This window comes from Micromonospora sp. NPDC049049, assembly GCF_040649115.1.
Classification (GTDB): domain Bacteria; phylum Actinomycetota; class Actinomycetes; order Mycobacteriales; family Micromonosporaceae; genus Micromonospora.
Window position 1 is genome coordinate 28,840 of the sequence record NZ_JBEZEX010000039.1, and the last position, 24,907, is coordinate 53,746.

Consider the following 24,907-nt stretch of genomic DNA (forward strand, 5'->3'; position numbering starts at 1 on the left):
AGCCAGGACAGCAGGATCGCCGCCTTGGCGGTGGGTGAGGGCATGGCGGCGGTGAGCCTTCTCCCGGACGTCGTCGACGTGCGCATCGGACAGCTCGCCACACTGCTGGCCGCGGACGTCGAGTCAGCTCGGCGGCTGTTGCCCCTGCGGTCCGGCCAGCCATGTCGTGATCTGCCTCAGTGGCTGGCTGCTGTTGACGATCTTTTTCATCCGTTGCCACGCGGCGTGGGCCGGAGACCCGCCCAGCACGGTGCCGAGACCCCCCATGCCGCTGCCAGCCACCGTCCCGCTGCTCTGAGCAAGTTGCTGGGTGCTCTGTCCGAGCTGCTGGGTGGCCTGCCCGAGTTGTTGGCCGACCTGCTGGGTTGCCTGCTGCAGCGTCTGCGACAGCGGTCCATCGGGTCCCAGCGCCTCCTGCGCCGTCTGCCCGACCTGGTTCACGGCGTTGTCCACTGTCTTCACCAGCGACTCGACGATCTGGGGGTTCCGCTCGATTGTGCGGAGGGCGCTGTCGAGGATGCCCCGGAGCTCATCGAGCCGAACCTCAAGCATCGCCTCGGCCTCGACGCCCTTGATGTCGACCTTCACCGTGCCGAGACGCGCCTGAACGCCCACGTCGAGTTGGAGCAGGCTGCCCAGCCGTGCTCGCAGAGAAACAGAGGTGTCCAGATCGTCTACCTCGACGTAGATCTGATCAACTTTGACCTGCGGGATCTGGAGGACGACGTCCGGGTCTGACATTGTTTTGCTGCTGCGCCCACCAGCCGGCTGAGGAAGGCCGTGCGCACCACTGTCCGGAATGAGGGGGTGTTCGCCGGGCTTGGCACCCGTCGGCCCGGCGGCGACACTGCGGCTCTCGCCCGGCTCGGCGGATTTTGCGCCTTCCTCGGCGTCGCGCTGCCCATCAACGCGTTCACGCGGTTGCGCCGGCGACTCCCGTGCGCCCGTGTCCCGGCTCTCCGGTTCGGTCATCACGCACTCCTTGGGCCTCGCCTGACGTCCGAACGGATTAGGTGCCGATCCGGCGGGGCTGAAGCTGTCCCGACCCCGGCCCGGTCAACTGCCAGAACTCCTGCGGCAATTGGTCGACGAAGTCCCCGTACTCCTTCGCGCTGGCAGCCTCACGGAGGGTGTCCAAGACGGCTCGCGCTCCGTCGGTGGCCACCTGGTGATCCACCCCTGCCTGGGACTGCACCCGTTGGAGGAATTCGGTGAGGCCGAACCGTTGCGGATCTTCGGTGGGCCTGGACACCAGGCCGCGTAGCTCCTCGGGGAGTTGGGAGGCGAGGTCCCTTGCCTGGCCACCGGTGACCCGTTTTGCCACGGTCTCAAGCGTGGCGCGGGTGATCGGTTCGGCCTTTTCGGGCGGAACCCTGGGTCGTGCTGCCACAGACTGAATGAACTCGTTGTAGTTCACCTCGGATCCCCTCTCGAACGGGATGACGGCGGGTACCCGCCGCCGTCCGGGTTAATCGGCGGGTCGTCCATCTCAGGGTCGTGGCGGAGGACTGTGGGTGATACGTCGGGTCACGGGCGACTGGTACAGGCCAGCGCTGGTGATGGCGTAGAAAACGGGCAGAAGGACGAAGATGGCCAGGCCGATCAACGGCGCGACAAGGTAGCCGACCAACCCCGCGAGGACGTAAAGGACGACCCCGACGAGGGCTCTGAGCCGCTCGACGGGAAAGAAGCCGCCCCTGGCCTGGTCCTTGAGCAGGTCCGGGTTTTTTGCCAGGTAGTGGTAGAACGCCAGCCAGGTAGCGCACAGCAACGCGCCGATCAGCGCGTAGAAGGCGACGGCCACCCGCTGGTCCGCGTTGTTGTGCTCCTGCAGCGCGTCCGACACGACGGCGGTCGGAAACGGCAGCAACGCCGTGCTGAACAGCACGAACAGGTTCATCCAGTGCAGGCCGCGATCGACCTGCTGGATGCGGTTGAACGCCGCCTTGTGGTTGAGCCAGACGACTGCCACATACGAGTAGGACGCGAGATAAGCGGCGTACGAGGGCCACTGCTCGAGGAGTCCGGAGAGGAGGCGGCCAGGAGGAACGTCCGGCACCCGCAGGTCCAGGACCAGCAACGTGATGATGATGGCGAAGATGGCGTCGCTGAACGCCACCGCGCGGCTGGTGTCTGACCGGGTGCCTAGGTCTGCGTCTGGCCCGCTCACCGACTGCGCCTACCCAGGGTCGTCCATGGCAAACAGATGGAGAGCCGGGGGTGCGAGTGCGGCCGTCCGCGGAAGGTCGGCGCCCGCGGACAGACGCCGCATCCGGCCACCGGGCGTGCCGCGGTGGCCGGATGCGGGTGGTGGTCAGGGTTTGAGGACGACCTTCTCGCAGTTGTCCTGCTTGTTCTTGAAGATCTCGAAGCCGCGTTCCGCCTGGTCGAGTGGCAGGGTGTGGGTGATGACCCGGGTCGGGTCGATCTCCCCACGTTCGATGCGCTGCAACAGCGGTTTCATGTAGCGCTGCACGTGGCATTGACCGGTACGCAGGGTCAGCGCCCGATTCATCCACGCCCCGGCCGGGAACTTGTCGAGGAAGCCGCCGTACACGCCGATCACCGACACGATGCCGCCGCTGCGGCAGGACAGGATCGCCTGCCGTAGCGCGTGCGGGCGCTCGGTCTCCGATCGGACTGCCTGCTTGATCCGGTCGTAGGCGTGCACGTGCGCGGCACCGTGGCTGGCTTCCATGCCGACCGCGTCGATGCACTTGTCCGGCCCCCGCCCACCGGTCAGTTCCAGCAGCCGGGACCGCACGTCCACGTCCTCGAAGTTCACCGGCGTGTGGCCCGCCCGTTCGGCCATCTGCAGCCGGTACGGCTCTTTGTCGATGGCGATGACCTTCGCGGCGCCGAGCGCCCGGGCGCTGTCCATCGCGAACTGCCCGACCGGGCCGGCGCCCCACACCGCCACCACATCGGTGGGCTGGATGTCGCACATCTCGGCGCCCATGTAGCCGGTGGGCAGGATGTCGGAGAGGAACAGCACCTGCTCGTCGGTGAGGTCGGCCTCGATCTTCAGCGGACCGACGTCGGCGAACGGAACCCTCGCGTACTGCGCCTGACCGCCGGCGAAGCCACCGGTCAGATGCGAATAGCCGAAGATCCCGGCAACCGGGTGGCCGAACATCTTCTCCGCGATCCCGGCGTTGGGGTTGGAGTTCTCGCAGCAGGAGTACAGCTCGGCGGCGCAGGCACCGCACGCTCCGCACGCGATCGGGAACGGCACCACGACCCGGTCCCCGAGGCGCAGCCGACCTGGGTCGACGCCCCGGCCGACCTCCACCACCTCACCCATGAACTCGTGACCCATGACGTCGCCGTCCTGCATCGTGGGCACATACCCGTCGAGCAGGTGCAGGTCCGAGCCGCAGATCGCGGTGGAGGTGATCCGTACGATGGCGTCGCGGTCGTTGAGGATCTTCGGGTCCGGTACGTCACGGACCTTGACCTTGTTGCGGCCCGCCCAGGTGTTCGCCCTCACGCGTCTGCCCCCTTCGCGAGCTCGGAGTCCGACAGCGGTTGCGCCGGACGCTGCGGGAACTCCTTGCGGGCCCGCTTGCCCCACGGGGCCCCCTCGGATCGAACCACCTGGCCGGTCTCCAGCACCTGCTTGAGCCGGCGCAGGTCGTCGTCCAGCTGCTGGTGCGGTTCCTCACCGAAGTACCTGGCAACCACCTTGCCGACCGGGCCGCCCGGGATGTCGTACGACATGACGACATGCACCTCGGTGCTGACCCCATCCGGGGCGGGAACGAACCGGACCGTGCCGGCGTTCGGCACGTCGGCGTTCCCGGTGGACCGCCACGCGATCATCTCGCCGGGGTTCTCGTCGGTGATCTCCGCGTCCCACTCGACATTCTTGCCGAAGGGCGCGCTGGCGGACCAGTGGCTCGTACGGTCGCCGGTGGCGCGGATCGTCTCGAGGTGTGCCATGAACGTGGGGAGGTTGTCCAGGTCACGCCAGAACGCGTAGACCGTGGGCGGGGGTTTGCGGATGGTTGTCGTGGCTGTCAGCTCCATGGATCCTCCTTCGCGTGGGCCTCGTACCGGCACCGCCGAACCGATCCTCGTGGCGCGGGTGGCCTGGACGGCGGTCAGCAGGTCCACCACCGTGATCCCGACGATGGCGCCAGTGACACCGACGAGGCGACGGCGGCGGTGCCCGCTTCGGTGGGCGATGGCCACCCCGAGAGAGGCGAGGTCCATCGCGTCGCCCACGACCCGGGTCCACGCCCAGATGCCCTTGCGCCGGCTCGTCAGGAGCCCGGCCGCATGGACCAGCTCCCGCGCCCCGACCAGCGGCACCATGGTCCGGGAGGTCGAGGAGTCGTCCACCCCGCTGATTCGGCGCACCGTGTCCGGTGCCGCCAGCTGTGCCATCCCCAGACCGAGACTCATCCAGCCGAGCCGGCGCCCTCGCCGTTGTAGGTCTTCCTGCCTGGCCTGAGCGGCCTCTCGGGTTGCTAGTTGAGTCACGGGTCGCCTCCGTATCCGGTCGCACCCCGGCCGAGCCATTCCGGCTCGTGGAAGTCCGGTACGCAACCCATAGAGGCCCGCATACCCCTCGGAAATCACCTCAATCCGCGCATCGGTCGCGGTATGGAGGTGATCCCTGTTCCGCTGCTCAGCGCGGCGTCAGGGATGCCACCGCTGTGGGGGCCCAGGCCCGCCCCGATGCGCCGGATCCTGAGCCCCGTCGCGTCAAGCCGTCGCCGTCTGGCGGACGTTCTCGCCCTGAGCGAACACCTCGACCATCTTGGCGCAGAAGGCCGAAAGGTCACCGGGGTTGCGGCTGGTGACCAGGCCGTTGTCGACCTGTACCTGTTGGTCCACCCAGTTCCCGCCCGCGTTGCGGATGTCGGTCCGCAGACTGGGGAACGAGGTGACGGTCCGGCCGTTGACCATGCCGGTCTCGACCAACGACCACGGGCCGTGGCAGATCGCCGCCACCGGCTTCTGTTGCTGGAAGAACGCCCGAACGAAGTCCATCGCCTGTGGGTTCATCCGAAGCCGGTCGGGGTTGACCGTCCCGCCCGGCAGCAGCAGGGCGTCGTAGTCGGCCGCGCTGGCCTCGTTGACAGTCCGGTCCACCCGGTAGTGGTTGGCAGGGTTGATGTCCTGGTTCATCGACTGGATCTCACCGGAATCCAGTGAGATCAGGTGGACCTCGGCGCCGGCCTGCTCTGCGGCGGCTCGGGAGTGGGTGTACTCCACGTCCTCCACCCCGTCCGCGGCGAGACAAGCGATTCGTTTGCCGGTCAGTGGCTGCTGGCTCTGCGCCATTGTGGCGGCCTTCCCATCGCGGCGCCGCGCCGTCGGCAGCGCATCGTTCGCTCGCGGTCGCCTTCCCGGTGTCAGAACCGGGAAACAGGTCATCGAAGGCTCCTACGGGCGGACGGATGGGCCTGCTCGCCGATCAGGCAGCTCTGCGGAGGAAAGGTCGCCCTACGGAGACTGCTTCCTGTCGATGCGGGTAACGCGCACTGACCCCACTGGCGCCGAGGCCCCGGAAAGGCCGACATGACACTCCCTACCGCTTCGATCCAACTGCCGTCCGGCCAGACCATGCCCGTGCTCGGCCAGGGCACGTGGTACCTGGGTGAGCGTCCCGCAAAGCGACGGGATGAGCTGGCCGCCCTGCACGCCGGCCTCGACCTGGGCATGACCTTGATCGACACTGCGGAGATGTACGGCGATGGCGCCTCCGAGGAGCTTGTCGGCGAGGCCATTGTCGGACGACGCGACGATGTGTTCCTGGTCGACAAGGTGCTGCCGTCCAACGCCAGCCGCCAGGGGGCCGTGCAGGCCTGCCGCCGTAGCCTGCAACGACTCGGCGTCGACCACATCGACCTCTATCTGCTGCACTGGCGCGGCAACCATCCACTCGCGGAGACGATCGAGGCGTTCGCCGAACTTGTCGACGCCGGCGACATCGGACAGTGGGGCGTGAGCAACTTCGACCTCTCCGACATGACCGAGCTGCTCGAGGCCGGCGGGAACGACTGCGCGACCAACCAGATCCTGTACAACCTCACCCGCCGCGGCCCCGAGTACGACCTGCTGCCCTGGCTACGTGAACACCGGATTCCGGTGATGGCGTACTCCCCGATCGAACAGGGCAGACTACTCGGCCACGACCAGGTCGCGCAGGTCGCCGCGCGGCACGGGGCGACGCCCGCTCAGGTCGCGCTGGCCTGGGTGCTGAGGCAGGACATGGTTGCGGCCATTCCTCGATCGTCCAACCCGGAACACACCCGGGAGAACGCGGAAGCGCGCGACCTGCACCTGACCGAGGAGGACATCACGGCACTCGACATGGCATTCCCGCCACCTACCGGCCCACAACCACTGGAGATGTTGTAGGGCCGGCGGCCGTCTCGGTGCAGGCGGGGCCGGCCGGGGGACCGAGATCGCCGTACGGCTGCGCGACGGCGCCCGACTCACTGCCGCCGCCGCGGCCCGACGGCTCACCGGTCGGGATCCTGAACAGGCGATCCGGGCAGCGCTGCGAGAGTCGAAGCAACTGATCGAGACCAGTGAAGTCCTGCACCTCCGGCCAGATGCTTAGAAGCGTCAAGCAGCGGTGCCCCGGGCATCGCGTACGGACGCACGCCTGGCGGGGTCACCGGCTCTGACAAAGGACGTCACGTCTCCTCGGCTTGCTCTGCCCGCTCCCGGTCTTCCTTTCGAGAGGGTGGAGGCGCGCAGGCACCCGCGGTCACTGGAGAGCATCTTGACCTTGCGGACGACGTTGGTGACGCCCTGGGCGTGTGCCCCGCCCGCGTCGGGTCGCTGAAGCCGTCCTCGATGAGCTGTTCGATGCCGAGCAGCCACTGCTGTTGGTGGTAGGTATCGCGGGCCGGGTTGAATCGGAGCATCTCCTTGACGCCGGGGTCGTCGGTCATGTTCAGCACCCGGCTGGTCTGGAGGCGGCTCTGAGCTTCGGCGGCGACGTTGGAGCGCTGCCGAACCCGCCTTCCCAGGGGCCACCGGCGACAGGACTTACGCCATGGGTGCAGGCATACACCCACAGCATCCGAATCTGCCGAAAAGGGGAGTTTGCCCGACGGTCCGTCTGGACACCTGTCTGTCATGTTCGATGACTTCACGGACGAGCGGATCGACGTCGGGGAAGTGGAGCTACGAGTCCGGCACGCCGGACAGGGCCTTCCGGTTCTTCTCATTCACGGCCATCCCCGTACCGGTTCGACGTGGCATCGGGTCGCGCCGCAGTTGGTCGAACGCGGGTTCACCGTTGTCTGTCCGGACATGCGCGGCTACGGACAGTCGGGAAAAGCGCGCATCCTCCCCGACCACTCCCAGCAGTCCAAGCGAGCAGTGGCAGCGGATTTCGTCCGGCTGATGAATGCTCTGGGCCACCCGAGGTTCGCCGTAGTTGGGCACGACCGCGGTTCCTACGTCGGGCTACGCCTGGCACTGGACCATCCCCACGCAGTTAGCCATCTGGTCGTGCTCGACGGCGTGCCGATCAGCGAGGCCCTCGCGAGGTGCGACGCCACGTTCGCCCGCGACTGGTACCACTGGTTCTTCTTCGCCCAGGCTGACACGCCAGAACGGGTAATTAACGCCGATCCCGACGCGTGGTACGCCAGCAAGGCGCGGCCCGACAGCATGGGAGCCGAAAACTACCAGGAGTTCCGGCAGGCCATCCACGACCCAGCCACGGTGCGGGCGATGCTGGAGGACTACCGCGCTGGCCTCGGAGTTGACCGAGAGCACGAGGAAGCCGACCGGCACGCGGGCCGCACCGTAGGCTGCCCGACGCTCTTCCTCTGGTCCACGCGGGACGACATGGAGAACCTCTACGGTGATCCGCTCACGGTCTGGGCGGCGTGGGCCGATGATCTTCGTGGTCATCCGATTGAGTCCGGACACCACGTCGCTGAAGAGAATCCCGACGGCTTGACCACAGCGCTGCGGGACTTTCTCACCTGACAGTCTCACTCCGCCGCGCTGGTCCACCACGAGGTCACCGCTGGGTATACGGCCTATTGCTCACGGGCGCAGCGGCGCTCCTAGTGCAGAGAGGTTGCGAAGAACGCAGGCTACGTCAGCGGGCTTGACTGCGACTTGACAGCGACTTCCGGCCGCCTGATGTTCCGAACAGCAGGTTCCCACCCGTCAGTGCGCCGTCAAGGCGGCACTAGCCAAGGTAAACGATTGCTGTCGTACCGAGTGCCTCGTCCTATGTCGACATCGGCCTTCCGCACTGCCCGCACTCATGACCCGTCGGGCCGCAGGCCGTTGACGACGATCGCGAGCATGCGGTCGAACTGGGGGCGATGTTCCGCAGTGCCGGCTACGGAGAGCAAGCCGGCGAGCATGCTTCCCACATCGATCGGGTCGACGTCGGCGCGCAGGTGTCCTGTCTGTGCCCCGGCGCTCAGTAGTTCTCCCAGGATCTGCTGGACCTCGTCGCAGACCGGGCCGGTGCCGAAGCGGCCCGAGGCGCTCATGGCGGCCAGGGCCTCACAGATGCCGCGCCGCTCGGTGGCCCATGCGGCGAACCGGCCCATCCAGATGTGTAGCGCCCGGTCCGGTGGCTGGCTGGCCAGCAGGGCGTGGGCGTCCTCGTGTAGCGGGCGGATCTGGTCGCGGTAGATCTCTTCGACCAGGTCCTCGCGCGTCGGAAAGTGGCGGTAGAGGGTGGCGCTGCCGACGCCGGCGCGTTTGGCGATCGCGTCGAGCGAGATCGTCTGGTTGCCGGCAGCGAAGGCTTCAGCCGCGATGGCTATCAGGTGTTCGCGGTTGCGGCGGGCGTCGGCGCGCAGACCGGCCGATCGAGAAGTCATGGTCATCACAATCGCGGAGTCGGGCTGGGTCAGGGTTGGCAAAACGGGGGCATCCCCGTTTAGTGTAGGCCAGGCTAAGCGGGGATCTCCCCGTTTCGGACCTGAGGAGCCACCATGCCCACAGCGCTCATCACCGGCGGAACTTCCGGGATCGGCCTCGCCACCGCAGAGCTACTGCACGCCCGGGGGTACGAGGTCGCCGTCACTGGTCAGAACCCCGACACGATCGCCAAGGCGAAAGCCGCACTCCCCGACAACGTGCTCGTAACCCGCGCCGACGCGCGCAGCCTCGCTGACACCGACGCACTCGTACAAACTGTGTCCGACCACTTCGGCTCCCTCGACCTGCTGTTCCTCAACGCCGGAGTCTTCCGCCCGGCACCGGTAGCCGAGGTGACTGAGGCATCGTTCGACGAACAGGTCGCCATCAACTTCAAGGGCCAATACTTCACCCTCCAGAAGGCGCTCCCCCTGATCAACGACGGCGGTTCCGTGGTCATCACCGTCGGGATCGGCGCCCGGCGCGGCAGTCCCGGCGCAACGATGGGCGCGGCAACTCGCGGAGCGCTGCTGGCGATGCTGCCCTCCCTCGCGCTCGAACTGGCCCCCCGCCGGATCCGGGTCAACACCGTGAGTCCCGGAGCGATCGCCACCCCGCTCTTCGACAAGCTCGGAGTTCCCGAAGCCGGACGCGACGCCATGCGCGCGAACATCCCGTTCGAGCGCTTCGGATCCAGCCAGGAGATCGCGGAAGTCGTCGCCTTCCTCGCCTCGGACGCCGCCAGCTACCTGACCGGACAGGACATCGTCGTGGCCGGCGGCTACGGGCTCAGCGCCTGACCGTTCCCTCGGCGCAACCAGCCGCGGCACACCTGGCTTTTCTCACCGCATGCCATCACCAGCTCAGGAGAACCTGATGTCACTCACGCTCGATACCTACCGCCAACTCGGCCGCTCCGGGCTGTGGATCTCACCGCTCGCGCTCGGCGCTGCCACCTTCGGCAACGACTGGGGCTGGGGCGCCGAAAAGGACGAGGCGCGCCGGCTGTTCGACCTCTACGTCGAGCGTGGCGGCAACTTCATCGACACCGCTGTCACCTACACCAACGGCACCTCCGAGCGGATGCTGGGCGAGTTCGCCCGCGGCCGCCGGGACAGCCTGGTGCTGGCCAGGAAATACACGACACTGCGCACCCCAGGCGACCCAAACTCCGGCGGTGCCAGCCGCAAGAGCCTGAACGGCGCCGTCGAGACCAGCCTGCGACAGCTGGGGACCGACTACATCGACCTGCTCTACCTGCACGTCTGGGACTTCACTACACCCGTGGAGGAGATCCTGCGCGGCCTTGACGACCTGGTCCGCCAAGGCAAGGTCCTGTACGTGGCGATCTCCAACACCCCGGCCTGGCAGATCTCCCGCATGCACGCCATCGCCGACCTGCGCGGATGGTCGCCGCTGGCCGCGGTGCAGCTGGAGTACAACCTGATCGAACGCACCGCCGAACGCGACCTGCTTCCCATGGCCCGGGAACTGGGGCTGGGAACGGTCCTCTGGTCACCACTCGCCGGCGGGGTGCTCACCGGCAAATACAGCCGCCAAGACCTGGCCACGCCAGATGCCGCAGCCGCCGAAAGCGCCCGTAAGGGCTTCAATCTGGCACTCGGTGGGGTCACCGAACGCAACCTCGCGATCGTCGACGTGGTCAAAGAGATCGCCAGCGAACTGAACCGCACGCCCGCTCAGGTAGGCCTGGCCTGGACCCTGCAGAACCCCGCGGTGACCTCCCCAGTCATCGGTGCCCGTACATCAGCACAGCTACAGGAAAACCTCGGCGCACTGGAGGTCGAGTTCACGCCGTCGCAGCTCACTCGGCTCGACCAAGCCAGCGCCATCGAGCTCGGCTTCCCGCACGCGATGCTCGCCAGCGACCACATCAGAGCCCAAACCCGTGGCGAAATCACATTCGCAAACCACCGCTGACACCACGGCGCGATTCGGATGAGGGCCGGCGTCGGCGAGCCGGTAGCCGTAGGGTTGCCGACTCGCCGAGGTGTCGGCGGCACCTCGATCTGACGCACGACTATCTGGTGGTTCCCGGGGCGGCGGCGGCCTGCCGTGCCTGGCCGTGTTGTTCACCGCGCCCAGCGCACGGCCATCACGGGCTGCCGTCATGCGTGAGGCGGACTGCTCGGGCGGAGGTCGCAAGCCGGTCGGCGAGCGCGATGACGAGACCGCGGAGGTCATCCGGTCGCTCGATGACAAACGGCTGGTCGAGCGACGCGAGCACCGGAGGCAACCAGTCGAGCCGCTCCGCCCACAGCTCGACGCGGAGCCAGCGCTCGGTCTCCGGATCTGCATCTCCCCCGGACGAGGGCTCCTCCACGCTCGCGACGCTGGCGGGAAATCGGGTGCGGATCTGCTCGACCGTCCCCTGGATCCAGAGTGTCACCTGATGCCGGTACGGAGCCTTGGCGAGCCCTGAGAGGACGCGCTGCGCCGGATCGAGTCCGGCGGGCGGCTCGAACGCGCCGGGCAGGGTCCTCGCGTCTGCGATGCGGTCCAACCGGAACGTCCGGTCTTCGCCGATCTCGGGATCCGCGCCCGTGACGTACCACCGGCCCGAGTGGGCGACGAGCCCGTACGGGTGCAGGGTGCGTTCGCTGTGCCGCCCGTCGGCGGCGGTGTACGTGATCGAGACCGGCCGACGATGGTGCACGGCATCGGCGAGAGAGAGCAGGATCACGGTCTCCGGGACGGCGAACTCGCCGGGCGGAGCCGTGAAGGTGAGGGATTCGAGCACAGTGTCGAGCCTGTGGGCGAGCCGCTTGGGCAGTACCCGCCGGATCTTCGCCGCCGCCGTCTCACTCGCCGTGCCCGTCGCCGTCATCAACCCCGCTCGGCGACCGGCGACCAGGCCGAGCAGCACGGCGAGTGCTTCGTCGTCGCCCAGCATGAGCGGAGGCATGCGGTATCCGGCAGCGAGCCGGTACCCGCCGTAGCGGCCCCGCACCGACTCGACGGGCACGTCGAGCTCGATCAGGTGGTCCACGTACCGCCGCACGGTGCGCCCGTCGACGCCGAGCCGGTCGGCGAGTTCGGCCACCGTCCGGCTGCCGCCCGACTGTAGGAGCTCCAGCAGAGTGAGCACGCGAGCGGTAGGTCGAGCCATGCGTGGAACATAGCGCAAATGTGGACCGTTTCTGTCCGGTATTGGTCCTAGCATGCGAGGTAGAACGGCTCCACCGGAACAAGGGGATCACCATGAACTTCGTCTCGACCCGCATCATCACGGACGACGTCGCGCGCCTCGTCGACTTCTACGAGCGAGCCACGGGAGTGCAGGCGAGCTGGGCCAACGAGGACTTCGCCGAGGTCAGGACCACGACCGCGACCCTCGCGATCGGCAGCACCCGCACCGTCCCGCTGTTCGCGCCTGGCGCCGCCCGTCCGGCCGACAACCGTACCGTCATCATCGAATTCCTCGTGGACGACGTGGATGGCGCGCATCAGAACCTTGCCAGCTTCGTCGAGAACTTCGTCAACGAGCCCACCACGATGCCCTGGGGCAACCGGTCGTTGCTGTTCCGCGACCCCGACGGCAACCTCGTCAACTTTTTCACCCCAGTGACCCCGGCCGCCATCGAAAAATATGCTCGCTGACGACAGTGCGGCCCCCGCCAGGTGCCCCCGGCAGGCCGGCGTACGGGTGCGCGTTCGCGGCGTTGGGCGGTGAGAACGTCGCGGTGGTGTGCGGGCGGCGTCAGTCAGCACACCGCCCGCACAAGCTTCCGTCAGGTTCCGGCGACCACGACGACGGCGCCCGTCGCCGCCTCGATGCGGTGGATCGGGTCGAACTCGGCGTAACTACTACGGTCGGAACAGGTGACGCTGCCCTCGGCGACGAGGTCGTTCGTTGCTGAGGTGGCGGTGTTCCACCTCGTCACCGGTCCGCCCGAGTCACCGCCGAGCACGGGACCGTCCTGCGCGTGTCCGGTGACGGTGTCGACCTCCACCACCGGGGAGCCGCTGCATCCGGTGTTGCCGGTGTCAGTGACCTTGCCGTACACCAGGCCGCCGTTGGAGCCGGAAATGTAGACGGCGGAGCCGATGGCGGGCCACCCGGTCAGCTTCGCCGTGACCGGGTTGGCTGTCGACGTGTCGCGCTCGCCGAACCAGGAGTACCGGCTGAAGTAGGCCCCGTTCTCGCCGGCGACCATGGAGACGTCCGTGCCCAGGGCCAGGTAGTTCGAGCTGACGCGGAGGTTCCAGCCGCCGTTGTGCCAGAAGGTGGTGCCATTGGCACCGCAGTGCCCAGCGGTCGTCACCCAGTTGCTGTTCGTTCCCCCGCGAGTCATCCGGAAGCCGGTCGTGCAGTACGCGTTCACGCTACGCGGGTTGTCCCCCGCGGCGGTGACGTTGTAGTTGAACATCGCCAACCCGCCGTAGTACGGGATGGTGTCAACCCGGCGGCTGGCGGGCGTGATCCCGGCCTGCGAGACCGATACCCGGGGAGTCACGCCGGTAGCCTTGACGGCGGCGGCGACGAGTGCGTCCGCGTCCCCGGAAGCGTGGATGACGACCTCTCCGGCCAGGCGGTCCAGCTTCACACGGTCAACGCTGGCGGCGTGGGAGCCAGCCCAGGCGCGGCTGTTTGCCAGCCGCTCGGCTGCGGCTTCCAGCCGTTTGATCGGTACCGCAGTGGTCTCGAACCGGACCGGGACCTCTCCCGCCTGTCGCGAGCGGGAGCCGACCGCGGAGCGAAGCCGGGCACCGTCGGCGTTCTGTACCTGGCGGACGACCAGTTGACCGGTCACCTCGTCGAAATAGGTGCCGCCCGCGCCGTCGGGGTGCGCGGCGGCAGCGGCTTCCAGTCGGTGGAACTGCGCGGTCATCGCCTCGACGTCGACTGCTGCGGCAAAGCCGGGTTGCGGGGCCGGCCCGGCCGAAGACTCCTTCGCCTGAGCGGGGGACGATGTGACCGCGATCGTGGTGACTAGGCAGCAGAGCAACACCATGCTTTTACGCATGGAGCCTCCTTAGTGGAAGGTGCCCGGATGGTGCGGTGATCGTATAGTCCCGATCGCGGCGGCGATGTCCCACGCATTGATAAACGACATAGTCTGACTTGTTTCATTCGTCCAGACACGAAATGGGTCCAGGGCCCCCACGCGGAGGGCTCCTGGACCGGTGTACGACCGTGCGACCCGTCAGAAAATGTTCATGGCGATGCCGTTCGTGAGCGACGTGGTGCTCTGTACGCCATCGATCTTGATCGGGTTGCCGGAGACGTGCTGCACGAAGATCCGCATGATGAAGGTACGGGTGCCGCAGGTCGGGTCGACCGGGATGCCGGACAGGGCGAAGTTCGTGACGTAGTGGTGCGCGTCGTCGCGGATCGTCTTGCGGGACGTCGCCGTGCTCGTCGTGCGACAGGTGTGCGCCGTCGTGTCCAGCTGGATCATCTCGAAGCGCACATCCACCACAGCGTTCGTGCCGCGCGGCATTTCGTAGGCGTCGACGCTGCTGTTGCACGAGGCGGTACCCGTGTAGCAGGTAGTGAGCTCGAGATTGGCCAGCGCCTGGACGCTGGTGGCGTTGCTGTGCGCGTTCCACTTGTACACGGGCGTGCCGTCGTTGTAGAACACCCAGGCCGTGGAGGTGCCCGCGCCGACGTAGGTGCAGGTGCTGGACGTCCCGGTGCTGTTGCAGGAGGGGTTCTGCCACCAGCGTGCGCCCACCTGGTTGGTGTCGCTCACCTCAAGCCAGGTGTTGGTGGCGACGGCGGTCAGATGGTAATCGGTGAGCGAGCTGGAGGCCGTGTATCCGTAGAGGCCGCAGGTGTAGGTGCCGGCCGACGGCGCGGTGAACAGCAGGTCGGCGTAGATCGGCAGATGCCCAGGCGTGGCGTAGTACGTGGTGTCCGAGCCCTCGTGGTTGCGGGACGACGTTGAGGTGGTGCCGACCACGGTGCCGGCTGCGTCCACGCACTTGAGCGTGTTGTTCATCGCCACGATCTGCGTGACGCTGCTCGTCGCCTCAAGACGGCCCCGTACGTGCCTCGACTCTCCGGCCGAGAGCGTGACCGTTCGGCTCAGGAGGCGCTCCTCGACTCTTGAGTAAAAGTTGTTCCCGCTCGTCAGCGTCAGTCTCGTCACCGGCCCCGCATCCGCCTGCGCGGCCTGCGCGGAGCCGGTGATGATCAGCAGCGCCACGAGCATGCTGAATGCTTTCCGCACGTATCGACTCCTTCAGTGTTGAGGAAGGGCGCCCGGGAGAGCGCCGCGTCGGCCGAATTGCCGGCCATGACCCGAATCGGACCGCAGTTCGAGACGAGTGAATGTTAATGCCGGCTGATGCCCCACATGGTCTGTGCCAGCCGCATGGTGAGCAGCCTTCTGTCGGGTGAACATTGGCCGTGCGAACAACAGAACGACGGTGCGGGCCACCTCCAGGTGGCCCGCACCGTTATCGAACGCTGGGCGCGTTACGCCCGTCTGCAGAACGCTGTTGGGTTCGAGTTCCCGGCCTACAGGTCGGCCGTCGTCACCCGGGAGGACTCGTACGTCGTGGAGGCCCGGGGGAGGTCCGGCACGGTGGAGACGTGCTTGACCAGCATGCCGGTCGTGGCGTCGATGGTCAGCACCTCGCTGACCTCGCCGCCGAACACCTCGGGGCCGGCGGTGATCGTCAGCGTGGCCTTGCCGTGGGTGGTCGAGTCCTTGACGCTGACCGCGGCGATGGTGGACAGCAGACGCAGCACACCGGCCCGGACCTGCGTGTTGCCGTCGCCAGCGGACAGCGCTTCGATGCTGAATGTCCACAGGGCATTGTCGAAGTGCCGCTGAACGGCCTGAGGGCTGTACGGCTTCGGCTCGGCGTTGCCGCCCTTCTGCTTGATGATCACCTGGGCGTCCGCCTGCTGCTTGTCCCACACCGCCTTCTGCGCTGCGGGGTCGAGGCCCACCAGCGGGTCCTCGGCTGCCTTGAGCATCTGGGTCCGGCCGTCGGCCGGGCTGCTGTCCGCTGCGGCGACGGCTGCCTTGAGGAGCGGAGCGTAGCCGCCGTCCGTCATCTGATCCTGGTGACGGGCGATCGCGCGCTTGATGTCCCGCACGCTGTTGCCCGAATAGATCGCGTGACCGTCGGTGTACAGCGTGTACACGACCTGCATGGTCTTGGTGCCGTGGACCTGCGTCGCCTTCACCAGCCACGCGTCGCCCGCTGACGGGGTGAGCGTCTTGATGGACCCGGCCAGGGTCATCAGCGGCGCGCGCTCGGCAGGCCGGTCGACGGTGGTCGAGCTTGAGGTGGCGGCCGACGAATCCTTGCTGGCCTCCGTGACCCCGGTCGCCGACGAGTTGAGCACCACAGCGACGACTGCCGCCGCGGCGGCAACCCCCACCCCGGCGCCGATGCCCAATCGGCCCGCGATACCGACCCGGCGGCGGCGCTGCTCCCGCGTGGTTGTCGTCGTTTCCATGGTTGAAGTCGCCTCCATAGTCGTGTCCTCCGCTGATACCGCCCCCAGCAGCCGCACGGTTCCGGGGTCGGCCATGGCCGCCCGCAGCACCGCCCGCGCCCGCTGATACGCCTCCGGGCGTAGTGGTTCCGCGCTGCCCAACGCACCGACCAGATCGAGCTCGTCGGTCATCGGTGTCTCTCCTTCGCGCTGTTGCGGTCCTTCAGAAGCGCGGACACCCCCGGGGCGTCGCGCAATGCCGTCCTGGCCTGGCTCAGCAGCCGCCGCGCGGTGCCGGCCGGTATGCCGAGTGCCCGCGCGGCGTCGGCTGCGGTCAGGTCCTCCCAGGCGACGAGCCTCAGGACCTCCCGCTCTTCGGGTTTGAGCCGCGTCAGGGCCGACCGGAGCACCGCCCGGGCGTCCACGCCGAGGTCCACCGCCGACCACGGATCCCATCCAGTAGCCACGTCCGGTACGTCCGCGACCAGGTCCTCGGCCGGCCGGGACCGCCAGTAGCGCCGCAAGCGATTCAATGCCACCCCGTACAGCCACGGTCGCGCATCGTTGTACGACCGGTCGTACGAGCGCCGCGACTCGAACGCCGCAACCCACACCTCGCCCAGGAGGTCCTCAGCCGCATCCCGCCCAACCCGGCGAACGAGGTACGAACCGACGGCGGCCTCATGACGCTCGACCACCTCTACGAAGGCGTCGACATCGCCATCCAGCGACCGGCCTATCAAATCCGCATCCGAAGCCATGGCCCTCCTCGGCAAAAATCCGCGCTTCAACCTGACATTGCCGATCAGGCGGGAAAGTGTTCAGGTGCCGAGGTCCGACGGCGAGGTAGGCATGGGCGCACCGAACGAGCGTTACGGGTCAAGCGGTTCGATGACCTGCTTTCGGGCGTGTTGATAGATGACAGAGCTGCGGAACCCGACGATCTCGCGGCGACCGCTGAACTTGTCCATGAGGAAGGAGTGCAGGCCGTCGACGCTGGGTACGGCGACGTGGACGAGGAAGTCGTCGCCGCCGGCCACGACGTACACCGACAGCACCTCGGGCAGCTCCATCGCATATTTCTTGAAGCCGTCGATGACGGTGCGGCTCAGGGGCCGGACCTGAACGTGCAGCAATGCTTGGACGCCGCGGTTGAGGGCGGCCAGGCTGATCTCGGCGTGGTAGCCGGTGATCACGCCGCGTTCCCGTAGTGCGCGCACGCGTTCCAAGCAGGTGGACGGCGCGATGCCGACTGCCCGGGCCAGTTCGCGGTTGGTCTGCCGCGCATGTGTCTGCAGGTGCTGGATGATCGCCGTATCAAGTTCGTCCACGACCGAAATCTTGCCATTTCTCCGAACGTTGTTCGCTTTGAGCCGGTCAGTGCCGCGCAGCTGCCTACTGTCGATCTCGTTTCGGCGAGCACACGACAGGAGCCATCATGGTCGCGACCCATCTCGACACCGAGTCCATGCACGAACACGTCGTCCTCAGGCGGGGCGTACGGTCGGGCCTGCCGATCGTCGTCGCGGTGCACTCCACAGCGCTCGGTCAGGCCATCGGCGGCTGCCGGCTCGCGCACTACCCGCATTGGCGCGACGGGCTCACCGACGCGCTGCGGCTGTCGGCCGCGATGTCGGACAAGTGCGCGTTGGCTGGGCTGCCCAACGGCGGCGGCAAGACCGTCATCGCACTGCCCCCGGGCAGGACACTTGACGCGGCCGCCCGTCGGGCGGTGCTGCACGACGTGGGCGACGTCATCGCCGGCCTGGATGGCGCCTATGCCACCGGCCCGGACGTGGGAACCGGACCGGACGACATGGTCACGATCGCCGAGCGGACCCCGCACGCGTTCTGCCGACCGGTGCAGGCCGGTGGCAGCGGTGACTCCTCCGGCCACACCGCGGTCGGCGTCGTCGCCGCGCTGCATGCCCTGTGCGCCGAGCGATTCGGGTCAGCCGACCTGTCCACGCGCAGCTTCGCCGTGCTCGGCCTCGGCCGCGTCGGCAGCCACGTGCTGCGCATACTCGCCGACGCCGGCGCGACCCTGGTGGCCGCCGACACCGACGAGGGCAGGCGAACGTTCGCCGACACAGCGGGTGCCGCCTGGGCCAGCCCGCAGGACTGCCTGACCGCCGACGTGGATGTGCTCGTCCCCGCCGCTCTCGGCGGTCTGCTCACAGCGCACACAGTGCCGACACTGCGCTGCGCCGCGATCGCCGGACCGGCCAACAACCAACTCGACACTCCGGCCACCGCCGACCTGCTGCACCAGCACGGCATCCTCTGGGCGCCCGACATCATCGTCAGCGCCGGCGGCATCATCCACGCCACCGCCATCGAGCTACACCGGGAAACGTCCGCCCAGGCCACCGCCCGGGTCCACGGCATCGCCGACACCCTCACCGACATCCTGCGCACCGCCCGCGCCGCCGGCTCGACCCCGGCCGCCGCCGCCCGCTCCCGCGCCCGACACCAGATTGAGCACGGCCGCCCCTGACCCTGCCGCCAGCCGACCGCGAGAAAATGGTCAACCGCCGCTGTCCGACGCGGCCCGAACACCGGTATCCGCTGCTCAATAGCAGAACGGTGGCGGGTCGTCCGGTCCCTGGTGATTCCCAGGTCCGCGCAGTTGAACGCGCTGCCCGCTCCATGGGTGCGCCAGCCCCGGCTCGGTGTGTACCGGAAGAGGTACGCGCCGTCGCCCTGCTGCTTCGGGTCCCAACCGGTCGCCCAGTCCTTCCAGCACCCCACAGTGTCCGGGGTGATGCGGTCGCCGTGGAGCCTCGGCCATGGCCAGTTGGTCGTCGGGGATCTGTTGGCGCGCCCAGGCGGTCAGCCGATGCGGCAGTAGACCGCGCGCGGTCGCCTCCAGATCGACGAAGCCGCGCACGAGGTCCGCGGTGACCGGTGTGGTGATCCACTGGTGTTCGGTGGGCATTGCCTCAAGCCTCTCGATCGAGATCTCGGTGTTCATCGGCGCGCCGCGCTGGAAGCCGCTGGCGGTGGTGCGGCCGTCGTCGGGTCAGCGAGTGCTGCGGTTGCGTAAGACCGCGTCGAGCGAATCCACGATCCATTCCCAGGATTCCAGCGCGTTGGGAGCGCTGTGTTCGAAACCACCGGCCAGCTCCAAGCTGACGTAGCCGTGGAAGACGCTGCCCAGCATCCGGACCGCATGGGTCGCGTCTGGCTCGTCCAACCCGTAACCCCGCAAGATCGCCCGAGCCATCTGCGCGTGCCGGACGCCGGCACTCGCGGCCGCCGTTTCCGGACCGAGCCGGAGCCGGGCGGCGGCGTAACGGCCCGGGTGTTCCCTGGCGTAGTCGCGGTAGGCGTCAGCGAACGCGGCCAGGGCGTCCCTGCCGGCCCGACCGGCGACGGCATCGGCGACGCGGTCGGCGAGTTCCTCCAGCGCGAACAGCGCGATGCGGATCCTGAGGTCCTGTGAGTTCTTGAGGTGCGAGTACAGGCTCGGGACCTTGACGTCGAACCGCCGAGCGAGCGCCGAGACGGTGACCTGGTCGAAGCCGACCTCGTCGGCCAGTTCCGCCCCCGCTCGGGTCAGACGCTCCGGCGTCAGTCCTGGTCTGTCCATCACGCCCTCCTATCTGCCTACAACAACTATGCTCCTGCCTAATGCCTGTAGGCAAATCCGTCAGCGAGCGTGAGACTGAGGCACCGTTCCCGCATGGCGGCCTGCGCGGTCAGTACTTGGGAACCACTCCTCGACGCTGAGAGAGTTCACGGCATGACCGAGATCCGCGAGTTCCGCACCGATATTCCGCGGGACGACCTCACCAACCGGCTGGCCCGTACCCGATGGGTCGACGATCTGCCCGGCGTCGGCGACGACGGTGTGCCGCCGGCCCGGGTCCGTGTCCTGGCCGGGTGCTGGCAGCACGGGTACGACCGGCGGGCGTGGGAGAAGCGCTGATGGATCGCCGGGCGATGAACCGGGCCACGCTCGACCGCCAGCTGCTCCTGCGCCGCTCCGACATGAGCGTCCCAGCGGCCCTCGCCCACCTCGTCGGGCTGCAGGCACAAACCCCGCACACCTGGTACGCAGGACTGTGGAGCCGGCTCGCCGACTTCCGGGCGGTTGACATCGCGACGCTGCTGGAGAGCCGGGCGGTGGTGAGGATCGCGCTGATGCGGTCCACCATTCACGTCATCGGTGCCGCGGAGGCCGCGCGGATTCGGCCGCTCGTACAGCCGGTGCTGGACCGGGACCTGTTCGCCAACCACACCCACGGGCGGTGGATGCGCGGGCTCGACACCGGTGCGGTGGCGGCGCACGCGCACGACCTGCTCGCCGAGCGGGCGATGACGCCCGCCGAGACGGGCGCCGCCCTGCTACGGCGGTGGCCGGACAACAACGCGGCGGCGCTCGCGTACGCGGCCCGTAACCTGCTTCCGCTCGTGCAGACGCCGCCTCGCGGGGTGTGGGGCTGTAGCGGCCGTACCGTGCACGCGCCGCTCGACGTCTGGGCGGACCCGCCGCTGCACCCAATGACGATCGATGACCTGGTGCTGCGTTACCTGGGCGCGTACGGCCCGGCGACAGTGGCCGACGCGCAGACCTGGAGCGGCCTCACCCACCTCGCCGAGGTGGTCGACCGGCTCCGGCCGCGGCTGCGGACGTTCCCCGGCGGGTACGTCGACCTGCCCAACGCGCCACGGCCCGACCCGGGCACCCCGGCACCGGTGCGGTACCTGTACGACTTCGACAACCTGCTGCTGTCCTATCGTGACCGGACGCGGGTGCTCACCGACGAGTTCCGCAACCGGGCGGTGACCCGGCACGGTCCGGTCCCCAGAGCGGTACTGGTCGACGGGTTCACGGCGGGAGCGTGGACGGTCGCAGCCGCGGCGCTCACCGTTCGGCTCTTCGTACCGCTGACGGCCGCCGACCGCGACGCGGTGACCGCCGAGGGTGCCGCGCTGCTGAGTTTCCTGCACCCGGACGCCGCGCCCGACGTGCGGCTCGTCGAGGAATTCGAATGAGGAGGAGAACAGCACACGAACGGCGCCTGCTCGCATAGCCGTCAGCCTCCCTCGCGGCGGCCCGGGCCAGGCCAGGGCTCAGTCGAGCAGATAGCTGGCAGGGACCGCGTCGGTCAGCCAGACGCCGTTCGCGCTGCGGTGGAACACGTGCCCGTCGGCGGCCATCGCCGCCGCGTCGACGGTGAGGATCACGACCCGACCGGCCCGCCGGGCACCGACCCGATGGGCGGTCTCGGTGTCGGTGGAGAGATGGACGTGGTGCCGGCCGCCGCGGTGCAGGCCGGTGGCCCGGATCGACTCCAGCGCGTCGGCGCTGGTGCCGTGATAGAGCCGGTCCGGTGGGGTCACCGAGGGCAGTCCGAGGTCCACCGGGACCGAGTGGCCCTGGTTGGCCCGGATTCGCAGCACACCGTCGGTGCCGCGCTCGACAGCGAACCGCTGCTTGTCGTTGCCGGCGACGACCGCGTCCAGCTCGGCCCGCTCGATCCGTAGGGCGGCGAGCAGAGTGTCGACGGGAGTCCAACCGGCCGGGTCGAGCACCAGGCCGGCCCGGCCGGGGTCGTGCCGGAGGGCCTTCGACATCCGTTTGCTCAACTTCACCAGGCGCTCGCGATCCACTGTGGCATTGTGGTCGATCCCCGGTGGTCGAATCGAGAGGTTTCCCGAGGCGGTTCGAACCGGTGTCCCCACCCCCGGCGTCGCATAGTGGCCGGCGGCACCGGACGCCTGATAACCGCTGTAACTGTGACGGCGTATCGGGGCAGGATCATCAGCCGTGACACTTGTCCTGCCGCCGCGTCTGACGGCCTCGGCTCGGAGCTTGCGCGACGCCGCTCATCGACGCGGAATACACACCGTCCAGCTCGGCTCTTTCGAGGTGCCCGCCGGGCTGCGTGCTGATCACCTTCATGCGGGACCGAGCTTCGCGGATGTCGTCGCACCGTTGCTTGGGATCGCGCCGCTGGAAGCGGAACCTGGTTGGCTGACTGGGCTTCCTCGTGAACTTACCCGCCGCGACATCACCCTGGTCGCCATCGGCGAGGCCTACGAACTCCGTCGACCGGCGTTCATCAAGTCGCCCAATGACAAGAACATCCCGGCGATGATCTACACGGATGGCTCCCGCCTGCCCGGCCCGGATGCTGTCGACCGGCGGACTCCAGTGCTCGTCAGCGACATCGTCGACTTCACCGCCGAGTACCGGCTACACGTGCTCGACGCTGTTGTCTACGCCGGCAGTCAGTACGCCGCGCACGGCCGATTGCACCTCGGCCCTCCGTCGACCGACGCGCTAGCCTTCGGCGCCGATCTCATCGCCGGCTACGGGCACACGTTGCCCTCCGCCATCGTCGTCGACGTAGGGCTGGTCGACGGTCGTTGGGCCGTGATCGAGGCAAACGCCGCATGGGCCAGCGGCGCCTACGTAGCGGATCCCGACCTGGTCCTCGATGTCGTCCTTCGAGCGGCAGGCCCAACCGCTTCGGTGACCGCCCGCGACCGACAGTTCATCCGACGGCCTCAGCTGGGCGCTGCGCTGTGAGCCGGTAGGTCCAAGCCGGTGTACTGATCTGCCGAGTTGAGTGCTCCCTGACAAGGGTCTTGTGGCACGGCTACGTTGGGGCCCATGACGACGACCTTGGGCCGATTTGCCGGCGTCACGATAGATTGTCAAGACCCACAGAAGCTGGCTGACTTCTGGTCCGCCGTGCTCGGTGGCCGGGTGACGGAGTCCCTACCCGGCTGGCGGCGAGTCATCGTTACCGACGGCGGGCCGGTGCTGACGTTCCAACCGGTACCGGAGCCCAAGGTAGGCAAGGCGCGTCTGCACGTGGACATCGCTGTCGCCGACGCCGGTGAAGCGGTGGACCGGATCGGGGCGCTGGGCGGCCGGTGGACCGGCGAACGGCACGACTACCCGGAAGGCGCGGTTCTGGTGATGGCCGACCCGGAAGGCAACGAGTTCTGCGTCGTGCAGTACTACCAAAAATGACGTCCGTCGTTCAGTTCGAGGTCACCGACGCTGAGTGTTCGAAAAGGGTGGCGCGTGCGGGACGGTGATTGGGTAGCGTCCCGGGCGTGATCGAGCTTGTCGAGCGGCATACGGCACTCGCCGTTGTGGTCGGGTCCCGGGCGTACGGGCTGCACGACCTGGCCTCCGACTACGACCGGCGTGGTGTGTATGTAGCGCCCACACGAGCGTTCTGGCACCTCGACAAGCCGCCCACCCACCTCGACGGTCCGGCGGCGGAGCAGTTCTCCTGGGAGTTCGAACGCTTCTGCGTCCTGGCCTTGCAGGGCAACCCGACAGTTCTGGAGGTGCTCTGGTCCCCGTTGGTCGAGACGATCACCGTCGACGGGGAATGGTTGCTGGCAGCACGGCAGGCGTTCCTGTCGAGGCGGGTGGCGGAGACCTACGGCAACTACGCCCGCGATCAGCTCAACCGAGTGGCGGCCCGCCGCGAGCGGACCGGCGAGACGAATCACAAGCAGGCCATGCACATGATCCGGCTGCTGATCGCCGGGGCGCATGTGCTGCGTACGGGGGAGGTGCTGGTCGACGTTAGTCACCTACGCGACCGGCTGCTCGCGGTGCGGCGCGGCGAGCTGCCCTGGGATGAGGTTGCCGCCTGGGCGGCGGACCTACTTGTCGAGCTCGCCGACGCGACCGCCACCACCGTGCTGCCCGATCAGCCCGACCAGGTTGACGTGGATCGGCTGCTCGCGGCCGTACGGGAGAGGAACCTGTAGTGACGACCGAGGTGCCGTCGTGGGCCGCCGAGGCAGCCCGCGACCTGCCCCGTCCGCTGCTGTTCGCCACCGTCAGCGGTGCGCATCTGTACGGATTCGCGTCCATCGACTCCGATCTGGATCTGCGTGCCGTGCACCTGCTCCCGACCGAGGAGGTCGTCGGGTTGCGCACCGGTCCGCAGACGTTGCAACACATGAGCGTGCGCGACGGCGTCGAGTTGGACGTGGTCAGCCACGATCTGCTGAAGTTCGCCAAGCTGTTGAACAGCCGCAACGGGTACGTCCTGGAGCAGCTGCTGTCACCGCTGGTGGTGGTGACCACTGCGGTGCACGCCGAACTCATCGCCCTGGCCCCGCGACTGGTCACCCGTCACCATGCGCACCACTACCTCGGTTTCGCGGCCACTCAGGAGAGGCTGCACGCCAGGACCGGGCAGCTCAAGCCCGCGCTCTATACGCTGCGGGTCCTGCTCACCGGGATCCACCTGATGCGGACCGGCCGCGTAGAGACGAACCTTGCCGTGCTGGGGACGAGGTTGTCCTACGTCCCGGATCTCATTGCCGCCAAACGGAAGGCCGAGCATGGCCCGCTGCCCGCGGGCGTTGCAGGGTGGCTCGCTACCGACGTGTCGCGGCTGCGCGCCGAGCTGGAGACGGCCCGGGACACCTCGGTCTTGCCCGAACGCGCAGATCCGGCAGCCGTGAACGCCCTGCACGACCTGGTGGTGCGCACCCGACTACACGGGCTCCCCACCAGGGTCGTGAGTCAACGGGATGAGGTCGCACCCTGAGCCAGGGGCGGTCCGGCGATGACGTCCGCCAGTTGCAGATCCGGGTCGCCGGGTGGGCCGGCTACCGGGACATCGTGGAGAACGA

Annotated in this window: 28 protein-coding genes and 1 pseudogene; 12 read left to right on the forward strand and 17 right to left on the reverse strand. The window is 68.1% G+C overall.

All coding sequences use genetic code 11. The annotated features are described in order from the left end of the window. Positions 1–123 precede the first annotated feature (123 nt). The 6 genes from AB0B68_RS28460 to AB0B68_RS28485 form a co-directional block, all read right to left on the reverse strand. Positions 124–972 (reverse strand): hypothetical protein, encoded by an 849-nt coding sequence (locus tag AB0B68_RS28460; RefSeq protein ID WP_357263960.1) that lies wholly within the window; start codon positions 970–972, stop codon positions 124–126. 37 nt (positions 973–1,009) lie between these two features. Beyond that, positions 1,010–1,417, reverse strand: coding sequence for a DUF2267 domain-containing protein (locus tag AB0B68_RS28465; RefSeq protein WP_357263963.1), 408 nt, complete (start codon positions 1,415–1,417; stop codon positions 1,010–1,012). A 72-nt stretch (positions 1,418–1,489) separates the two neighbouring features. Next, positions 1,490–2,119 (reverse strand): TMEM175 family protein, encoded by a 630-nt coding sequence (locus AB0B68_RS28470; protein ID WP_357194237.1) that lies wholly within the window; start codon positions 2,117–2,119, stop codon positions 1,490–1,492. Positions 2,120–2,314: 195 nt separating this feature from the next. Further along, positions 2,315–3,490 (reverse strand): zinc-dependent alcohol dehydrogenase, encoded by a 1,176-nt coding sequence (locus AB0B68_RS28475; protein WP_357194234.1) that lies wholly within the window; start codon positions 3,488–3,490, stop codon positions 2,315–2,317. Further along, positions 3,487–4,407, reverse strand: coding sequence for an SRPBCC family protein (locus tag AB0B68_RS28480; RefSeq protein ID WP_357263966.1), 921 nt, complete (start codon positions 4,405–4,407; stop codon positions 3,487–3,489). Before AB0B68_RS28480 ends, AB0B68_RS28475 begins: the two co-directional genes overlap by 4 nt. Positions 4,408–4,710: 303 nt before the next feature. Further along, positions 4,711–5,292 carry a type 1 glutamine amidotransferase domain-containing protein gene (locus tag AB0B68_RS28485; RefSeq protein WP_357263969.1) on the reverse strand — a complete coding sequence of 194 codons (582 nt, stop codon included), beginning with the start codon at positions 5,290–5,292 and terminating at the stop codon, positions 4,711–4,713. A 237-nt stretch (positions 5,293–5,529) separates the two neighbouring features. Between AB0B68_RS28485 and AB0B68_RS28490 the strand changes: the two genes are divergently transcribed. Beyond that, positions 5,530–6,372: an aldo/keto reductase gene (locus AB0B68_RS28490; protein ID WP_357194226.1), complete on the forward strand. Its 843-nt coding sequence runs from the start codon at positions 5,530–5,532 to the stop codon at positions 6,370–6,372. Positions 6,373–6,800: 428 nt separating this feature from the next. Here AB0B68_RS28490 and AB0B68_RS28495 read toward each other — a convergent pair. Beyond that, positions 6,801–6,971 (reverse strand): annotated as a pseudogene (locus tag AB0B68_RS28495) (manganese catalase family protein); the annotation flags it as partial. 130 nt (positions 6,972–7,101) lie between these two features. Between AB0B68_RS28495 and AB0B68_RS28500 the strand changes: the two are divergent. Continuing rightward, positions 7,102–7,965, forward strand: a complete 864-nt coding sequence (locus AB0B68_RS28500; RefSeq protein ID WP_357263972.1) for an alpha/beta hydrolase — start codon at positions 7,102–7,104, stop codon at positions 7,963–7,965. A 284-nt stretch (positions 7,966–8,249) separates the two neighbouring features. On the opposite strand, the gene AB0B68_RS28505 is transcribed toward AB0B68_RS28500, so the two are convergent. Beyond that, positions 8,250–8,864: a TetR/AcrR family transcriptional regulator gene (locus AB0B68_RS28505; protein ID WP_357194220.1), complete on the reverse strand. Its 615-nt coding sequence runs from the start codon at positions 8,862–8,864 to the stop codon at positions 8,250–8,252. A 72-nt stretch (positions 8,865–8,936) separates the two neighbouring features. On the opposite strand from AB0B68_RS28505, the gene AB0B68_RS28510 reads away from it, so the two are divergent. Next, on the forward strand, positions 8,937–9,662 hold the full coding sequence (locus AB0B68_RS28510) for an SDR family oxidoreductase (protein ID WP_357263975.1): 726 nt from the start codon (positions 8,937–8,939) through the stop codon (positions 9,660–9,662). 76 nt (positions 9,663–9,738) lie between these two features. Then, entirely contained in the window at positions 9,739–10,803 is a 1,065-nt protein-coding gene (locus AB0B68_RS28515) for an aldo/keto reductase (protein WP_357263978.1), read from the forward strand. A gap of 175 nt (positions 10,804–10,978) precedes the next feature. Here the strand turns inward: AB0B68_RS28515 and AB0B68_RS28520 are convergent, their stop codons facing one another. Further along, positions 10,979–11,992: a YafY family protein gene (locus AB0B68_RS28520; RefSeq protein WP_357263981.1), complete on the reverse strand. Its 1,014-nt coding sequence runs from the start codon at positions 11,990–11,992 to the stop codon at positions 10,979–10,981. A 92-nt stretch (positions 11,993–12,084) separates the two neighbouring features. Here AB0B68_RS28520 and AB0B68_RS28525 point away from each other — a divergent pair, with 92 nt between their 5' ends. Continuing rightward, a complete protein-coding gene (locus tag AB0B68_RS28525; protein WP_357263984.1) occupies positions 12,085–12,483 on the forward strand; it encodes a VOC family protein in 399 nt (132 codons plus the stop codon). A 131-nt stretch (positions 12,484–12,614) separates the two neighbouring features. Here the strand turns inward: AB0B68_RS28525 and AB0B68_RS28530 are convergent, their stop codons facing one another. From AB0B68_RS28530 to AB0B68_RS28550, 5 genes are all read right to left on the reverse strand, one after another. Beyond that, the gene (locus AB0B68_RS28530; RefSeq protein ID WP_357194206.1) at positions 12,615–13,850 is read right to left on the reverse strand and encodes a hypothetical protein; all 1,236 of its coding nucleotides are present in this window, start codon (positions 13,848–13,850) and stop codon (positions 12,615–12,617) included. Between the two features lie 180 nt (positions 13,851–14,030). Continuing rightward, complete coding sequence (locus tag AB0B68_RS28535; RefSeq protein ID WP_357263987.1) at positions 14,031–15,035, reverse strand: hypothetical protein; 1,005 nt, start codon at positions 15,033–15,035, stop codon at positions 14,031–14,033. Between the two features lie 314 nt (positions 15,036–15,349). Continuing rightward, positions 15,350–16,474, reverse strand: coding sequence for a hypothetical protein (locus tag AB0B68_RS28540; protein ID WP_357194200.1), 1,125 nt, complete (start codon positions 16,472–16,474; stop codon positions 15,350–15,352). Beyond that, a complete protein-coding gene (locus tag AB0B68_RS28545) occupies positions 16,471–17,043 on the reverse strand; it encodes a sigma-70 family RNA polymerase sigma factor (protein ID WP_030328480.1) in 573 nt (190 codons plus the stop codon). Before AB0B68_RS28545 ends, AB0B68_RS28540 begins: the two co-directional genes overlap by 4 nt. Before the next feature lie 111 nt (positions 17,044–17,154). Continuing rightward, positions 17,155–17,613, reverse strand: coding sequence for an Lrp/AsnC family transcriptional regulator (locus tag AB0B68_RS28550; protein ID WP_357194196.1), 459 nt, complete (start codon positions 17,611–17,613; stop codon positions 17,155–17,157). Positions 17,614–17,720: 107 nt separating this feature from the next. On the opposite strand from AB0B68_RS28550, the gene AB0B68_RS28555 reads away from it, so the two are divergent. Continuing rightward, positions 17,721–18,779 carry a Glu/Leu/Phe/Val dehydrogenase dimerization domain-containing protein gene (locus AB0B68_RS28555; RefSeq protein ID WP_357194194.1) on the forward strand — a complete coding sequence of 353 codons (1,059 nt, stop codon included), beginning with the start codon at positions 17,721–17,723 and terminating at the stop codon, positions 18,777–18,779. A gap of 75 nt (positions 18,780–18,854) precedes the next feature. Here AB0B68_RS28555 and AB0B68_RS28560 read toward each other — a convergent pair whose 3' ends face one another. After that, a complete protein-coding gene (locus AB0B68_RS28560) occupies positions 18,855–19,256 on the reverse strand; it encodes a hypothetical protein (protein ID WP_357263990.1) in 402 nt (133 codons plus the stop codon). Positions 19,257–19,304: 48 nt separating this feature from the next. Next, complete coding sequence (locus tag AB0B68_RS28565; RefSeq protein ID WP_357194188.1) at positions 19,305–19,874, reverse strand: WHG domain-containing protein; 570 nt, start codon at positions 19,872–19,874, stop codon at positions 19,305–19,307. Between the two features lie 153 nt (positions 19,875–20,027). On the opposite strand from AB0B68_RS28565, the gene AB0B68_RS28570 reads away from it, so the two are divergent. Then, the gene (locus AB0B68_RS28570; protein WP_357194185.1) at positions 20,028–20,213 is read left to right on the forward strand and encodes an epoxide hydrolase N-terminal domain-containing protein; all 186 of its coding nucleotides are present in this window, start codon (positions 20,028–20,030) and stop codon (positions 20,211–20,213) included. After that, on the forward strand, positions 20,213–21,283 hold the full coding sequence (locus tag AB0B68_RS28575) for a winged helix DNA-binding domain-containing protein (RefSeq protein ID WP_357194183.1): 1,071 nt from the start codon (positions 20,213–20,215) through the stop codon (positions 21,281–21,283). Before AB0B68_RS28570 ends, AB0B68_RS28575 begins: the two co-directional genes overlap by 1 nt. Positions 21,284–21,361: 78 nt before the next feature. Here AB0B68_RS28575 and AB0B68_RS28580 read toward each other — a convergent pair whose 3' ends face one another. Further along, entirely contained in the window at positions 21,362–21,901 is a 540-nt protein-coding gene (locus AB0B68_RS28580) for an RNA 2'-phosphotransferase (RefSeq protein ID WP_357194180.1), read from the reverse strand. Between the two features lie 157 nt (positions 21,902–22,058). Between AB0B68_RS28580 and AB0B68_RS28585 the strand changes: the two genes are divergently transcribed. The 4 genes from AB0B68_RS28585 to AB0B68_RS28600 all read left to right on the forward strand — a co-directional run bounded on the left by AB0B68_RS28585 (position 22,059) and on the right by AB0B68_RS28600 (position 24,822). Then, positions 22,059–22,823 carry an ATP-grasp domain-containing protein gene (locus tag AB0B68_RS28585; protein ID WP_357263994.1) on the forward strand — a complete coding sequence of 255 codons (765 nt, stop codon included), beginning with the start codon at positions 22,059–22,061 and terminating at the stop codon, positions 22,821–22,823. Positions 22,824–22,907: 84 nt separating this feature from the next. After that, positions 22,908–23,273: a VOC family protein gene (locus AB0B68_RS28590; protein ID WP_357263998.1), complete on the forward strand. Its 366-nt coding sequence runs from the start codon at positions 22,908–22,910 to the stop codon at positions 23,271–23,273. A gap of 86 nt (positions 23,274–23,359) precedes the next feature. Then, positions 23,360–24,031, forward strand: coding sequence for a nucleotidyltransferase domain-containing protein (locus AB0B68_RS28595; RefSeq protein ID WP_357194171.1), 672 nt, complete (start codon positions 23,360–23,362; stop codon positions 24,029–24,031). Continuing rightward, positions 24,031–24,822, forward strand: coding sequence for a nucleotidyltransferase domain-containing protein (locus tag AB0B68_RS28600; protein ID WP_357264001.1), 792 nt, complete (start codon positions 24,031–24,033; stop codon positions 24,820–24,822). The genes AB0B68_RS28595 and AB0B68_RS28600 overlap by 1 nt, the downstream gene beginning before the upstream one ends. The last annotated feature ends 85 nt before the right edge of the window (positions 24,823–24,907 follow it).

Coding starts and splice junctions, on each gene's coding strand:
- AB0B68_RS28565 (WP_357194188.1), bottom strand. CDS start 19,874: ATGGACAGACCAGGACTGACGCCGGAGCGTCTGACCCGAGCGGGGGCG.
- AB0B68_RS28575 (WP_357194183.1), top strand. CDS start 20,213: ATGGATCGCCGGGCGATGAACCGGGCCACGCTCGACCGCCAGCTGCTC.
- AB0B68_RS28530 (WP_357194206.1), bottom strand. CDS start 13,850: ATGCGTAAAAGCATGGTGTTGCTCTGCTGCCTAGTCACCACGATCGCG.
- AB0B68_RS28570 (WP_357194185.1), top strand. CDS start 20,028: ATGACCGAGATCCGCGAGTTCCGCACCGATATTCCGCGGGACGACCTC.
- AB0B68_RS28560 (WP_357263990.1), bottom strand. CDS start 19,256: ATGAACACCGAGATCTCGATCGAGAGGCTTGAGGCAATGCCCACCGAA.
- AB0B68_RS28590 (WP_357263998.1), top strand. CDS start 22,908: ATGACGACGACCTTGGGCCGATTTGCCGGCGTCACGATAGATTGTCAA.
- AB0B68_RS28555 (WP_357194194.1), top strand. CDS start 17,721: ATGGTCGCGACCCATCTCGACACCGAGTCCATGCACGAACACGTCGTC.
- AB0B68_RS28525 (WP_357263984.1), top strand. CDS start 12,085: ATGAACTTCGTCTCGACCCGCATCATCACGGACGACGTCGCGCGCCTC.
- AB0B68_RS28545 (WP_030328480.1), bottom strand. CDS start 17,043: ATGGCTTCGGATGCGGATTTGATAGGCCGGTCGCTGGATGGCGATGTC.
- AB0B68_RS28490 (WP_357194226.1), top strand. CDS start 5,530: ATGACACTCCCTACCGCTTCGATCCAACTGCCGTCCGGCCAGACCATG.
- AB0B68_RS28510 (WP_357263975.1), top strand. CDS start 8,937: ATGCCCACAGCGCTCATCACCGGCGGAACTTCCGGGATCGGCCTCGCC.
- AB0B68_RS28485 (WP_357263969.1), bottom strand. CDS start 5,292: ATGGCGCAGAGCCAGCAGCCACTGACCGGCAAACGAATCGCTTGTCTC.
- AB0B68_RS28515 (WP_357263978.1), top strand. CDS start 9,739: ATGTCACTCACGCTCGATACCTACCGCCAACTCGGCCGCTCCGGGCTG.
- AB0B68_RS28480 (WP_357263966.1), bottom strand. CDS start 4,407: ATGAGTCTCGGTCTGGGGATGGCACAGCTGGCGGCACCGGACACGGTG.
- AB0B68_RS28540 (WP_357194200.1), bottom strand. CDS start 16,474: ATGACCGACGAGCTCGATCTGGTCGGTGCGTTGGGCAGCGCGGAACCA.
- AB0B68_RS28520 (WP_357263981.1), bottom strand. CDS start 11,992: ATGGCTCGACCTACCGCTCGCGTGCTCACTCTGCTGGAGCTCCTACAG.
- AB0B68_RS28500 (WP_357263972.1), top strand. CDS start 7,102: ATGTTCGATGACTTCACGGACGAGCGGATCGACGTCGGGGAAGTGGAG.
- AB0B68_RS28460 (WP_357263960.1), bottom strand. CDS start 972: ATGACCGAACCGGAGAGCCGGGACACGGGCGCACGGGAGTCGCCGGCG.